The organism is Actinomadura rupiterrae, from assembly GCF_024172125.1.
In the GTDB taxonomy this organism is placed as follows: domain Bacteria; phylum Actinomycetota; class Actinomycetes; order Streptosporangiales; family Streptosporangiaceae; genus Spirillospora; species Spirillospora rupiterrae.
This window is the reverse complement of sequence record NZ_JAMZEA010000007.1, coordinates 396351-409931: the sequence shown is the minus strand read 5'-3', so window position 1 is coordinate 409931 and position 13581 is coordinate 396351. Positions and strand designations below refer to the sequence as shown.

Annotated in this window: 10 protein-coding genes; 6 read left to right on the top strand and 4 right to left on the bottom strand. The window is 73.1% G+C overall.

Features of this window, described 5'->3' with window-relative positions:
• The first annotated feature begins 4 nt into the window (after positions 1-4).
• Together FHU30_RS26220 and FHU30_RS26215 are read left to right on the top strand one after the other, a co-directional pair.
• Positions 5-1348, top strand: coding sequence for an OB-fold domain-containing protein (locus FHU30_RS26220; RefSeq protein WP_253879256.1), 1344 nt, complete (start codon positions 5-7; stop codon positions 1346-1348).
• Positions 1349-1364: 16 nt separating this feature from the next.
• Positions 1365-2528, top strand: a complete 1164-nt coding sequence (locus tag FHU30_RS26215; protein WP_253879254.1) for a lipid-transfer protein — start codon at positions 1365-1367, stop codon at positions 2526-2528.
• Here FHU30_RS26215 and FHU30_RS26210 read toward each other — a convergent pair.
• From FHU30_RS26210 to FHU30_RS26200, 3 genes are all read right to left on the bottom strand, one after another.
• Positions 2515-4044: an immunity 49 family protein gene (locus tag FHU30_RS26210; protein ID WP_253879252.1), complete on the bottom strand. Its 1530-nt coding sequence runs from the start codon at positions 4042-4044 to the stop codon at positions 2515-2517. The genes FHU30_RS26215 and FHU30_RS26210 overlap by 14 nt on opposite strands.
• A gap of 11 nt (positions 4045-4055) precedes the next feature.
• Positions 4056-5624: an immunity 49 family protein gene (locus FHU30_RS26205; protein WP_253879251.1), complete on the bottom strand. Its 1569-nt coding sequence runs from the start codon at positions 5622-5624 to the stop codon at positions 4056-4058.
• A 135-nt stretch (positions 5625-5759) separates the two neighbouring features.
• Positions 5760-6407, bottom strand: a complete 648-nt coding sequence (locus tag FHU30_RS26200) for a TetR family transcriptional regulator (protein WP_253879250.1) — start codon at positions 6405-6407, stop codon at positions 5760-5762.
• Positions 6408-6552: 145 nt separating this feature from the next.
• On the opposite strand from FHU30_RS26200, the gene FHU30_RS26195 reads away from it, so the two are divergent.
• Positions 6553-8148: an MFS transporter gene (locus FHU30_RS26195; protein ID WP_253879248.1), complete on the top strand. Its 1596-nt coding sequence runs from the start codon at positions 6553-6555 to the stop codon at positions 8146-8148.
• 291 nt (positions 8149-8439) lie between these two features.
• A complete protein-coding gene (locus FHU30_RS26190; protein WP_308211405.1) occupies positions 8440-9174 on the top strand; it encodes a rhomboid-like protein in 735 nt (244 codons plus the stop codon).
• 116 nt (positions 9175-9290) lie between these two features.
• Here FHU30_RS26190 and FHU30_RS26185 read toward each other — a convergent pair whose 3' ends face one another.
• The gene (locus FHU30_RS26185; protein ID WP_253879246.1) at positions 9291-10511 is read right to left on the bottom strand and encodes a sigma-70 region 4 domain-containing protein; all 1221 of its coding nucleotides are present in this window, start codon (positions 10509-10511) and stop codon (positions 9291-9293) included.
• Positions 10512-10793: 282 nt separating this feature from the next.
• Between FHU30_RS26185 and egtA the strand changes: the two genes are divergently transcribed.
• Both egtA and egtB read left to right on the top strand, forming a co-directional pair.
• Positions 10794-12113 carry an ergothioneine biosynthesis glutamate--cysteine ligase EgtA gene (egtA, locus tag FHU30_RS26180; RefSeq protein WP_253879245.1) on the top strand — a complete coding sequence of 440 codons (1320 nt, stop codon included), beginning with the start codon at positions 10794-10796 and terminating at the stop codon, positions 12111-12113.
• A complete protein-coding gene (egtB, locus tag FHU30_RS26175) occupies positions 12107-13435 on the top strand; it encodes an ergothioneine biosynthesis protein EgtB (RefSeq protein WP_253879244.1) in 1329 nt (442 codons plus the stop codon). Before egtA ends, egtB begins: the two co-directional genes overlap by 7 nt.
• The last annotated feature ends 146 nt before the right edge of the window (positions 13436-13581 follow it).

Sequence of the window (13581 nt, the reverse complement as noted above, 5' to 3'; positions counted from 1 at the left end):
CGCTTTGCGCAACGAACCGGCCGCTCTCCGCGACGACGAACCGGCCGCCTTCCACGACGAACTCACGACCCTCGCCGGGCGGCTGGCGGACGGCGGCGAGCGGCCCGCGCCGCCCTGCCCGGACGCGGTGAACGCCGCGATGATCCGGCACTGGACGCAGGCGCTCGGCGACGCGTCCGGCGCCTGGGAGGACGTGGCGCCGCCCGCGATGATCCAGGTCTGGTCGATGCCCGGCCTGGTCGCCGCGAAGGCCGGCTCGGTCGCCGACGACCCGCTGCGGCTGCTCAACGAGAACGGCTACACCGGCGTCGTCGCGACCAACTGCGACCAGGTCTACGACCGCTATGTGAAGGTCGGCGAGCGGCTGCGCTCGACCATGCGGTTCGGCGGCGTCGCCGGGCCGAAGCAGACCGCCATGGGCGAGGGCTACTTCGTGACGTGGTACCAGTCCTGGTACGACGAGAACGACCAGCGCGTGGCCGAGATGCTGTTCCGGGTACTGAAGTTCAAGCCGAAACAGCGCGGGGGAGGCGGCGGCTCGAAGGCGTCCTCGGCGAAGTCCGGCAAGTACCCGCTGCAACCCGCGATCGGGCCGGACACCGCGTTCTTCTGGGACGGCCTGAAAGACGGCGAGCTGCGCATCCAGAGCTGCGCGGACTGCGGCGCGCTCCGGCACCCGCCCGGTCCGATGTGCCCGGAGTGCCACTCGACGAACCGGACGTTCCGCAAGGCGAGCGGACGCGGCGCCGTACACAGCTTCGTCGTCCACCACCATCCGCCCGTCCCCGGCCGGACGCCGCCTTACGCGGTCGCGGTCGTGGAGCTGGAGGAGGGCGTCCGCGTCCTCGGCAACGTGATCGGCTGCGACCCGTCCGAGGTCGAGGTGGACATGCCCGTCCGCGTGGTCTTCGAGCGCATGGACGACGACCTCGTCCTGGCCCAATGGACTCCGGTAGACGCGCCTGATCCGGAAGAGCCCGAACCTGAAGCGGAAGCAGAGGGGCTGCGGATCGAGCTGACGCCGACGTTCGTCATCGCGACGGCGATCGCGACGCGGGACTTCACGCCCGTCCACCACGACATCGCACTCGCGCGCGCCCAGGGGTCGAAGGACATCTTCCTGAACATCCTGACGTCGATGGGGCTCGTCCAGCGGTTCGCGTTGGAGACCGTCCCGGGCGCGGTGCTGGACGGCATCCAGGTGCGGCTCGGCGTCCCCGCCTACGCGGGCGACGCGCTGACCCTCACCGGCGAACGCGTGGACGCCCGGACGCTCAAGGTGCGCGGCGCGGTCAGCCTCGGCGACCACCTGACCGCGACCGTCACCTTCAAGGAGGACGCGCAGTGACCAGGGAGGACGCGCAGTGAGCTTGTCGGGGAAGGCGGCGATCGCCGGGATCGGGGCGACCGAGTTCTCCAAGGACTCCGGACGGTCGGAGCTGCAGCTCGCCGCCGAGGCGTGCCTGGCGGCGATCAAGGACGCGGGCCTGTCCCCGTCCGACGTGGACGGGCTGGTCACCTTCACCGCGGACGCCAGCGCGGAGATCGCCATCCAGCGCGAGCTCGGCATCCCGGCGCTGCGGTTCTTCTCCCGCGTGGACTACGGCGGCGGCGCGGCCTGCGGCACCGTCGCGCACGCGGCGATGGCCGTCGCGACCGGGCAGGCGGACGTCGTGGTCTGCTACCGCGCGTTCAACGAGCGGTCCGGACACCGTTTCGGACAGGCCAACAAGGGCGGCGGCTCGGGTTCCAACGCGATGGAGTTCTCCTGGCATCTGCCGTACGGGTTCGCCACTCCTGCCGCGTGGGTCGCCATGCAGGCCCGCCGCTACATGCACGAGTACGGCGCGACGAGCGCGGATTTCGGACGCGTCGCCGTGGCGATGCGCAAGCACGCCGCGACGAACCCGAGGGCGTGGTTCCACGGCCGTCCGATCACGCTCGACGAGCACCAGGCGTCCCGCTGGATCGTGGAGCCGCTGCACCTGCTCGACTGCTGCCAGGAGTCGGACGGCGGCCAGGCGGTCGTCGTCACCAGCGCCGAGCGCGCCCGCGACCTGCCGAACCGTCCGGTGATCATCGCGGGCGCGGCGCAGGGCACCGGGGCCGACCAGATGATGATGTTCTCCTACTACCGCGGCGATCTCGCCTCCCTGCCCGCGATGCGCACGGTCGGCGAGGGCCTGTGGCGCCAGTCGGGCCTCGGCCCGGACGACGTCCAGACCGCGATCCTGTACGACCACTTCACCCCGTTCGTCCTGATCCAGCTGGAGGAGCTGGGGTTCTGCGGGCGCGGCGAGGCGAGGGACTTCATCGCGGACGGCGGCATCGAGCTCGGCGGCCGGCTGCCGCTGAACCCGCACGGCGGCCAGCTCGGCGAGGCGTACATCCACGGCATGAACGGCATCGCCGAGGGGGTCCGGCAGGTGCGCGGCACGTCGGTCAACCAGGTTCCGGACGTGTCGAACGTGCTGGTCACGGCCGGAACCGGCGTCCCGACGAGCGGCCTCGTCCTCACCGCGGGCTGAGGTCTTCGATGACGCGGCGCGATAGGTAGTCGGACTCGACCGTGATCGGGATGCCGCGGTCGTGCGCGAGGCAGGCGAGGCCGAGCACCGCCGTCGGCAGCCGCGGCTTGACGCTGGACGCGTGGTACTCCGCGAACAGGACGAGCGCGCGGGCGAGCGCGGTGTTGAAGCCGTCGTGGTCGTCCGCGAGGAGCGCGTCCAGCAGCCGGTAGTGGGGCCGCATCAGGTGGTCCCAGGTGCGGTCGCGGCGGCGGGCCGAGAGGGCGCGGTCGAGATGCGGGCGCGGATCGGCGTTGTCGAGCAGCGCGTGCAGCGCCAGCACGTAGTGGCCGGTGTCGTTGTCGCCCAGGCCCAGGCCGGCGGGATCGACGGCGGCCAGCACTGCCGTCAGGTCGTCCGCCCGCGCGGCGAACGCCAGGGTCACGGCATGCACGAAGCGACCGGTGGACGCGAACCAGCCCGGTCCGGAGGCGGGCATCTCCTCGGTGCGCCCGTCCAGGGTGATCTGGATGGGCGTGCCCTTCGGGGCGGACGCGAGCGCGAACAGGGCCGTGTACGCCTCGCACTGCGCGTCCAGGTCGCGGCGCCACTCGGGCGTCTCGGCCTGCGGGTCGGACAGGGCGCGTCCGGCCAGTGCCTCGCCCAGCAGGTCGGCCGCGTCGCCGATCGCCGAGAGCCGCCGGTGGTCGGGCGCCTTGGCGGAGAAGGCGAGGTCGACCCGCTCGCGGAGAAGCTCCTGGTTCACCTCCCAGGCGTCCGCGGCGGGGCGGGGGATCGGGCCGTCCGGGACCGGCGGCACCGGCCCGGCCTCCAGCAGCAGCCCTTCGGGCAGGTAGTCGGACGCGACCTCGACCGTGAGTCCGGCGGCCCGGGCCAGGACGGCCATGGCGAGCGGGCCCCACGCGATCAGCGACCGGGGGAGTACGCTCGCCTGCTCGCGGTGCGCCTCCAACGCGCCGGCGAGGGCCGCGTTGAACACGTCCGCGTCGCGATCGATGATCGCGAGCAGCAGGTCGCCTTCGGAACCCACCCCGGTGAGGTCGGCCTTCGTCCCGGCCCTGTAGGACACGAGCGCCTGGATGTAGCCGTCCTTCTTGAAGCGCGCGGCCGGCTTCACCAGCGGGTTCAGCAGGTCGTGGTCGAACAGCAGCGCCATGTGCCAGGCGTGGAGCCACTCGTTGCGGTTCGGCTTCGTCCGGACGTCCTTGACGAAGGAGAAGCCGACGCCCAGGTAGTCCACCTGGACCTTGACCGCTTGCCCGGAGCGGGTGGCGTTGGCGGCGACGTAGTCGCAGTACAGCGAGGCCGCCGAGCGCAGCGCGCGCCACGTCTCGGGCGTCTCCGCGCGCGGGTCGTCCTGCGTGGTCCGGGCTGCGGCGTAGTCCGCGAGCATGTCGGCGAGGAGCTCGATGCCGGTCGGTCCGCCGTTCTCGGCGCGGTCGGCGTCCTCCGCCAACTGCTCCGGGACGGCTGCGAGCGCCGCTTCGAGCGCCTCGTCCGGGATGTGGTGTCGCATCGCCGGGCCCCCTAGCCGCGCTCGATGAGCGTGCGGGGGAGGTAGTCGGACTCGACGCGGACCGGGATGCCGCGGTCGTGCGCGAGGCAGGCGAGGCCCAGCGCGTCCAGGTGGAGCTGCCCGGCCGGGTCGCCGATGTTGTCGCCCGCGCTGTAGTAGTCGCGGTAGAGGCCGAGCGCCTCGGCGAGGACGGCGTTGAAGCCGTCCGCGTCGTCCTCGGCGATGCGGTCCAGGAGCCGGACGCGCGGGTGGCGCAGGCACTCCCCGTGCGCGTCGCTCGGCGCTTTGGACAGCAGGTCGCGCAGGTGCGGACGCGGGTCCTCACCGCGCAGGACGGCGTGGCACGCGCGGGCGTAGTCGTTGGTGTCCTTGCGCGTCCGGCGCAGGTCACCGGGGTCGAAGGCGGCCAGCACGGCGCTGTCGGCGGACGACCGGACGACCCACATCAGCGCCGCCGCCTGCCCGTACGCCCAGTCGGACGCGTCGCCCGCCGGGCCGCACGCGGGCAGCTCCTCGGCGCGTCCGGCGAGCTGGACGGTGATCGCCGTGCCCTCCGGCACCGACGCCAGCCGGAACGCCGCCGCCGTGGCCTCGCTCGCGACCGCCAGCGCGTCCTGCCACAGGGGCAGCTCGGCGCGCGGATCGAGGACCGAGCGGAACGCCAGCGCCATCAGGATGTGGTCGGCGACGCCCTTCATCGCCCTGAACCGGTACTGCAGCAGCACGTTCGGGCTGAACGCGTGCTCGATGTCCTTCGCGTCGTACTCCCCTCTCCCGCCCAGCCACTTCTCCGCGCGCTCGGCGCCGAAATCGGGACGCGCGACCGGGCCCCCGTCCGCACTCGGCTTGGCGGGACCGGCGCGGGTGTAAAGCCGTTCGGGCAGGTAGCCGGACTCGACCTCGATCGCGAGACCCGCGTCGTGCGCGAGCGCGGCCAGCGCCAGCGGGCCCCAGGCGATCAGGTCGCGGACGTTCCTGCCCTCCCTCGCGCGGTGCCGTTCCAGCGCCGTGATCAGGCCGGTGTTGAAGGCGGCGGCGTCGCCGTCCACGATCGCGCGCAGCATCTCGCTTTCGAGGGTGGTGGGCTCCAGCTCCACCGGTTCCCCCAGCCAGCGGGCGACGAGCGCGCCCACGTAAGGCTCGTCCTCGAAGAGGTAGGCGAGCTCCGAAAGGCTGCCCAGCAGGTCGTCGTCCCCGGCGACCAGCGCCATGTGCCAGGAGCGGACCCACTCGAACGAGGTCAGGGTGCCCCGGCCCTCCTGGATGAAGCCGAAACCGACGCCGAGGTACTCCACCCAGGCCCGGACCTCCACGCCCTCCGGCTGCCGCTCGGCGAGCGCGTGGTCGCGGTACAGCCCGGCCGCCGAGGAGATCGCGAGCCAGGTGTCGCGGGACTCCACGCGGGGGTCGAGCTCGACGGTACGGGCCGTCGCGTAGTCCAGCAGCATGTCGGCGAGCATCTCGATGCCGTACGGGCCGCCGTACTGGGCCAGCTTGCTCTGCCTGCCCAGCTCGTCGGGGACCGCGGCCAGCGCGGCAGCGATGGACTTTTCCGGAATGTCATGACGGTCGACGCGCATGGGCCGCGATGGTAGCGACCCCCGGCGACAATCACCCGCCACACGCCGAACCTCACCCCGCCGTGCTCTGCGGAGAGGCGGTCGCCGGCCGGTGCCTGAGCAGGCCGAGGCGGACGGGGCGGCCGGATCAGGCGGTCAGCAGCCGGAGAAGCCCTGTTCGAGGATCTCGAACGCGGCGTCCACGGCCTCGGAGAACGAGTCGAAGCCGCCGATGCCCATGCGGTAGGCGTCGGCGGCGACCATGAACGCGGTGGAGGCCATCGCGGCGAACATCCGGGGGCGCAGGTCGCGGTCGGGGTCGGCGCCCATCCGCTCGGCGACGGCGCGGGTCATCTCGTCGTTCTTGCGGCGGGTGCGCTCCATGCTGCCCGCGCGCAGGGCCGGGCTCTCCTCGGTGAGGCGCATCAGGCAGTCGAACCGGGACATCCGCTCGTCCGCCTGGCCGTCGGCCTCCATCGCCTCGATCAGCCGCGTCCCGGAGTGCCGCATCGCGGACAGGACGGACTCGTCCGCCGGACGCCGCCGGAACTCGTCCAGCATGGCGTAGAACTGCTCCTCCTGCGAGGTCAGCGCCACGTCCTCCTTGGACGCGAAGTAGCGGAAGAACGTCCGGGCCGACACGTCGACGGCCTCGGCGATCTGCTCGACGGTGGTGGCCTCGAACCCCTGCTCGGCGAACAGCCGGAAAGCGGCGTCGAGGAGGGCCTCGCGGGTCGCCTGCTTCTTGCGTTCGCGCCGACCGGGAGGCGGGGTGGGCTCGGTCTCGGGAGCGGGCGCGGTCATGACCGGATTGTAGCGGCCCATTCGCCCTCCGTCCATTGAACTGTCATCGTGTGTCTTACGTCATGGAATGAAGCTTGGCGCTTGACGACATGTGTCACTGTATGACACTTTAACTCTACCAACCTTCGTCATCCGAGGACGTCCCATGGCTCAGACCTCCAGTCCCGACCTGCTGCTACCGCCGTCGGAAGCCCGCGCGCGGTCGCGGCCCGGCCACGGCCACCCCTGGCTCACCCTCATCGCCGTCGCGCTCGGCGTGATGATGGTCGGCCTCGACGCCACCGTGGTGTCGGTCGCCAACCCGGCCATCGCGCACGACCTGCACGCCTCGCTGTCCGGCCTGCAGTGGGTCACCAACGCCTACCTGCTCTCGCTCGCCGTATCGCTGATCCCGGCCGGGAAGATCGCCGACCGGTTCGGCCGCAAGCGCACCTTCCTCGCCGGCGTGATCGGCTTCGCCATCGCCTCGCTCGCCATCGGCCTGTCCGGCGGGCTCGGCATGGTCGTCTTCTGGCGCGTCGTGCAGGGCTTCGCGGGGGCGCTCCTGCAACCGGCCAGCCTGGCGATCCTGCGCAACACCTTCCCGGCCGAGAAGCTGAACGCCGCCATCGGCATCTGGGGCGCCACCGTCGGCATCTCCATCGCGGGCGGCCCGATCGTCGGCGGCCTGCTGGTCGAGCACGTCAACTGGGAGTCGGTCTTCTTCCTGAACGCGCCGCTCGGCGTGGTCGCGCTGCTCGTCGGCCTCTGGGTGATCCGCGAGTCCAAGGACGAGGAGGCCGCCGGATCGTTCGACCTGGTCGGCGTCGCGCTGCTCACCGCGTCCCTGTTCTTCCTGGTCTGGGGCCTGATCAAGGCCGGCGAGCACGGCTTCGGGCACACCACCCCGCTCGCCTCGTTCGCCGCCGCGGTCGTCCTCGGCATCGCGTTCGTGATCGCCGAGCTGCGGGTCAAGCACCCGGTGCTGCCGCTCTCGCTGTTCCGCTCGGTGTCCCTGTCGGCCGCGACCGGGCTGATCGTGCTCGGCTTCTTCGCGATGTTCGGGACGATCTTCTTCATCACCCTGTACCTGCAGGCCGTGCACGGCCTGTCCCCGGTGCAGTCCGGCGTCCGGATGCTGCCGATGACCGGGATCTTCATCGTCGCCTCGCCCATCGCCGGGTTCCTGACCAGCAAGTTCGGCCCGCGCCTGCCGCTGGTGCTCGGCATGGCGTTCACCTCCGCCGCGATGTTCGGCCTCTCCCGGATCGGGGTGGACGCCCCCTACATCCAGCTCTGGCCCTGGTTCGTGCTGGTCGGGCTCGCGTTCGGCATGGTGATCGTCGCCGGGACCGAGGCCATCGTCGGCAACGCCCCCGCGCACCTCGCCGGCGTCGCGGGCGGCCTCCAGCAGACCGCCTCGCAGCTCGGCGGCGTGCTCGGCACCTCGGTGCTCGGCGTGCTGCTGTCCACCAAGGTCGGCCACGTCCTCACCGACCGGCTGACCGGGGCCGGCGTCCCGGGCCCGGCCGCGCACCAGCTGGCCGGCCAGACCGGCCTGGTCTCCCAGGGCGTCGCGCCCGTCCCGCCGGGCACCCCGGCCCCGGCCGCGCACGCCATCACCACCGGAAGCCACCTCGCCTTCATGGACGGCTTCCAGACCTCGCTGACCGTCGCGGGCGCCGTGGCCGGCGTCGCCATCCTCGCCGCCCTCCTCGTCCGCCGAGGCCAGACCCCGGTGGACGGCGCCGCCGCCGTCTGACCGGGCCCGCCGGCCGGGGGCCTGGGGCCGGTAAGGAGCCGCCTCGCCCGGCGCCCCTTACCGGCACCTAACCCGGAAGCCATAGCTCACTAACCCCGGACGACCGAAGCGCTCGTGCCGCGTTCTCCCCCCGACCATGGAGGAGACGCGGCACGTTGCGCGAGGTGGGCGCCGCTGCCGCACCGGCACCGGGAACCAAGGGGCATGACTGGCGATTTCGAGCGTTTGAGCGGGGAGTTTTTCCCGTATCGGCCGTACCACTCCCGGGCCCGAACTAGCCTGCCGAGCGTGATGGGTGGCTTCCTCCGGCGGTATCCCGTGCCGCTCCTGTTCCTCGTCCTGTTCGCCGCGTCCGGGTTCGTGCAGCTCTACCTGCTGACCGAGCCCGCCCGCCAGACGCTGATCGCGTGGTGCAGCACCAACCTCGACAACCTCTCCTGGAACCCGATCGGCACCCTGGTCACCTCGGCCTTCGTCGCCGAGGGCGAGCACGCCGCGCAGGCGGTGCAGCTCGTGGTCATGGGGCTCGGCCTGTTCCCGGTCGCGCGCCGCTTCGGCAACCTGCGCGCCCTCCTGCTGGTCGTGACGGCACACGTGGCCGGAACCCTCGTCAGCGAGGGCCTGGCGGCCGTCCGGCTGGAGTTCGGCTCGCTCACCGCGTCGGTCCGCGACATCAGCGACGTCGGACCGTCCTACGTCCTCGCCGCGGCCCTGGTCGCCACGATCCTGTTCGGCCCGGGCAAGACCGCCCGGGTGCTGGCCGCCGCCGCGCTGGCCGTGCTGTCCCCCTACCTCTTCGAGGGCCTGACCAGCCTGGAGGTCGCCGCCGTCGGCCACGTCGTCGCGATGGCCACGGGCACCGCCCTGGGCGCCCTGATGACCGTCCGCCGGCGCCGCCGCGCCCGCTTCGTCCTCCCTGCCCTGGCCAAGATCGGCCCCGGCCCCGCCATGTCCGCCACCAGCCCCGCCTACGCCCGCCGCTCCCAGGCCGCCCAGCCCCCGGCCGCCCTCCCGGCCGCCGCCTGACGCAGCATCCCGCGGCCCCGGGCGCGGTCGGCCCGTGCGGCTGCCTCACCTGGACTCAGCTGGACGAAACGAGAAACGCCCCTGCCGTGAGGCGGGGGCGTTTCTCGTGCTTTGGGTCAGTTGCCGGTGGAGGTGGGGGTTCCGGTGGGGCTCGGGGCCGGGGTGGGCTCCGGCTGGGTCGGGGGGACCGTCGGCGGCGGGGTGGACGGGCCGGTCGACCCGGAGTTGGACGGGGGCGGGCTGGACGGCGGGGGCGTCGACGGCGGCGTGGTGCTCGGCGGGGCGGTGCCCGTGCCGGGGCCGGTCGGGGAGCCCGTGCCGGGGCCGGTGGACGGCGGGGTGGACGGCGAGGACGGCGAGCCGCTCGACGGCGGGCCGCCCGCTTCGGGCGCGGAGCCCGGCTGCGAAGTGGTCACGCCGTCGCCGGAGCCGGGCGGGGTGGTGCCGATCGTCCGCTCGGTGCCGGTGAGGCCGGGGGCCTTCGCCGTGGTGGACGGGCCGGTGGCGCCGGTGACCGAGGCGGTGCGGTCCGTCCGCGCGGACGGCTCGATCGAGCCCGCGCTGCTGCCGCGCGACGCCGTCCAGGACGCGAGCATGCCGACCGCGGCGGCGGCCGAGGCGGCGAGACCCGCGACGGCGCCGAGCCTGCGGCCGGACCGCTTGCGTCCGCTGGCGGCGGCCTTGTGCGCGGCGGTTCCCGGCGCGGGGGCGCCGAGTGCCGCGGAGCCGATCACCACGAGGGGGCTCGGGGACGTCGCGGTCGGGGACGGCTCGTCCACCTCGCGCTCGTAGGACGCGAGGACGCTGTCGCGCAGCGGTTCCGGCAGGGCTTCGGGGGCGCGGCCGGCCAGCAGGCGCGGGAGCGTGCCCTTCTCGAACGCGGCGATGACCTCGGCGGCTCCGGCGCCGGCCTCGCCGCGCATCAGCGCGTCCAGCACGCCGCGTTCGAGCCGGGTGCGGCCGCTGTGCAGCAGTTGCCGGACGGTGTCGGGCGCGAGCCCGAGGATGCGCGCGATGTCCGGAAGCTCCAGCCATTCGCCCGCGTCCAGGAGCAGGGCCTCGCGCTGCTCGGCGCGGAGGGCCGCGGCGGCGCGCAGCAGCGGGTCGTGCTCGGCGGCGGCGACGTGCCACGGCCGGGAGAACGCGCCGCGGGACTCGGCCGCGGTGCGGGACAGCGCGTACATCCAGAGCACGACGTCGCCGCGCGGCGGGTGCCGGACCGCCGCCACGAAGGCGTCGTGCACCGCCGCCGCCGCGTCGTCGCCGAGCAGCGACCAGCCGTGCGCGTAGAGGCGGGCGGCGTGCGCGTCGTAGAGGGAAGCCGGGTCCCCGCGCATGTGACCTCCGATGTGGGCGGCTCGGACGAGCCTGGGGCGGCTCGGGCAGAGCCGTCGGGAGCCGACCGGTGGCCGCCGGAGCGGAAGGGGCAGGGCTCGGGGCGGACCGGTGGGAAACGGGACTCTAGTGCATTCCGGAAATCAACGCGACGTGCGGGGTCCGCTGTCGCGCCCCGGAAGATCCGGAAGGGCGGCGCTTCCTGCCGATTTGGGGCCCGTTTGGGGATTGTTAGCTGAATCACATGATTCCTGATGCGTTTCAGCAGGGAAGGATTCGAACCTGTGATCGAGAATTCTCGCCGCCTGCGCCCCGGGGACGTCCGCCGCCACGTCGTCGGCACGTGCTTCAAGACCGGACCGCCCGGAACCGTCGGGGCGGAGACCGAATGGTTCGTCACCGATCCGCGCGAGCCCGGGGCGCCGGTCCCGGCCGCGCCCGTCCGCGCCGCCGTCGAGCGGGCCGGGCCCCCGCCCGGCGGCAGCACCGTCACCTACGAGCCCGGCGGCCAGCTGGAACTGAGCTCCGCCCCCTTTCCGAACCTGGCCCTGCTGCACGGGGCGCTGACCCGGGACATCGCCCACGTCCGCGCCGCCCTGGCGCCCGCCGGGCTGGCCCTCACGGGACACGGCGTCGATCCGCACCGTCCGCCGGGGTTCCAGAGCGAGCACCCGCGGTACCTGTCCATGCGCGACTACTACGTCGCGCGCGGCTTCCCCGACGTCGGGCCGCAGATGATGTGCTCCACCGCGTCCGTCCAGGTGAACCTGGACATCGGCGCGGACGAGGCGGACGCGGCCCGGCGCTGGCGGCTGGTGCACGCGCTCGGCCCGGTGCTCGTCGCCGCCTTCGCGAACTCGCCCTGGCGCGCCGGGCGGCGCACCGGCTGGGCGTCCACCCGGCAGGCCATCTGGACCGAGCTGGACCCGTGCCGCACCCGCTCGGTGCTGGCCGACGCCGCCGAGAGCCCCGCCGACGCCTGGACCCGGTACGCGCTGGACGCGCGGGTCATGCTCGTCCGCGGGCCGGGCGACCGCTGGATCTCCGACCCCGGCATGACCTTCGCCGAGTGGCTGGACAAGGGCGAGCCGACGGCCGCCGACCTGGAGTACCACCTGTCCACGCTGTTCCCGCCCGTCCGCCCGCGCGGCTGGCTCGAACTGCGCATGATCGACGCCCTGCCCGAGCCCTACTGGGCCGTCCCGGTCGCGCTGGCGACCGCCCTCCTGGACGACCCCGAAGCCTCCGCCGCCGCCGAGGCCGCCACCGCCCCCTTCACCCTCCCCCCACCCGCCCCCGCCAACCCGCACACCGCCACCGCGTCCGACCCGCGCGCTGTGTCCGACCCGCGCGCTGTGCCCGGCGCGTGCGCCGGGGGCGGTGTGAACGGCGCGGGCGCTGGGGACTGGTGGGTTCTGGCGGCCCGGAGGGGGCTTGCCGATCCGGTGCTCGCCGAGGCGGCGCGGACGTGTTTCGGCGCCGCGCTCGCCGCGCTTCCGCGGATGGGCGCGGGCGCGCTCGTCCCGGTGGTCGCCGAATACGCCGACCGTTACGTCGAGCGGGGCCTCAGCCCCGCGTTCGCCGAGGAGGCCTCCCGATGCTGACCGCACCGACCGAGGGCGCGCCGAACGAGGACGCCCTGAAGGAACTGGTCGCGGCGGAGCTGTCCGCCGCGCGCGACCGCAGCCTGGGCCTCACCACCGGGGCGCTGCCGCGGCCCGAGCTGACCGCGCAGGTCTCGCCGCTGATGTCGCCGCTGGTCTGGGACCTGGCGCACGTCGGCAACTACGAGGAGCTGTGGCTGCTGCGCGCCGCCGCCGGGATCACGCCGATGCGCCCGGAGATCGACGACCTGTACGACGCGTTCGAGCATCCGCGGTCGGCGCGTCCGACGCTGCCGCTGCTGTCGCCGGACGATGCGCGCGCCTACATCGCCGAGGTCCGGACGAAGGTGCTCGACTCCCTGGAGCGGGTGCGCTTCGACCCGGCGAACCCGCTCACCTCGGGCGGGTTCGTGTACGGGATGGTCGTCCAGCACGAGCACCAGCACGACGAGACGATGCTCGCGACGCACCAGCTGCGGAAGGGCGAGCCCGCGCTCCTCGACCGCGCCGCGCCGGATCTGCCGGTCTCGCTCGTCGAGGCGTCCGAGGTGCTGGTGCCGGCCGGGCCGTTCACCATGGGCACCTCGGACGACCCGTGGGCCTACGACAACGAGCGTCCGGGCCATGTGGTGGACGTCCCCGCCTACTACATCGACACCGAGCCCGTCACCAACGCCGCCTACCAGCGGTTCATCGAGGACGGCGGCTACGACGAGCCCCGCTGGTGGACGGAGGCCGGCTGGGAATGGCGGAACTCCTCCGGCAAGCGCGCACCCGCCTTCTGGACGCTAGAGGGTCTAACTTGGGTGAGACGTCGTTTCGGACGCGTCGAGCCCCTGCCGCCGAACGAGGCCGTCCAGCACGTGTGCTGGTATGAAGCGGACGCGTACGCCCGTTGGGCGGGCAAGCGGCTGCCCACCGAGGCCGAATGGGAGAAGGCCGCTAGGCACGACCCTGAAACCGGGCGTTCCCGCCGCTATCCGTGGGGTGACACCTGGGAGGAGGGACGCGCCAACCTCGGCCAGCGCCTTCTGCACCCGACCGAGTCCGGAACCTATGCGTCCGGCGCGTCCGCCTATGGCGTGCGCAAGATGATCGGTGACGTGTGGGAGTGGACGTCCACCGACTTCTACGGCTACCCCGGATTCCAGTCCTTCCCCTACAAGGAGTACTCGGAGGTCTTCTTCGGGCCTGACTACAAGGTCCTGCGAGGGGGCTCCTGGGCGACGCACCCGCTGGCCGTGCGCGGCTCGTTCCGCAACTGGGACTACCCGATCCGCCGCCAGATCTTCAGCGGCTTCCGCTGCGCGAGGTCCCTCTGATGCCCGCCGTCAAGAACACCTCGCTTCAGCGCATCCGCCACACGCCCTCCCCTATGCGGGGGGTGGCTCTGATGTCTCGCCAGCTCGGACACCGCGGTTCGGCCCGTCCGTTGAACGGCACCCACCTTGGGAGGTGCTCCTGATGC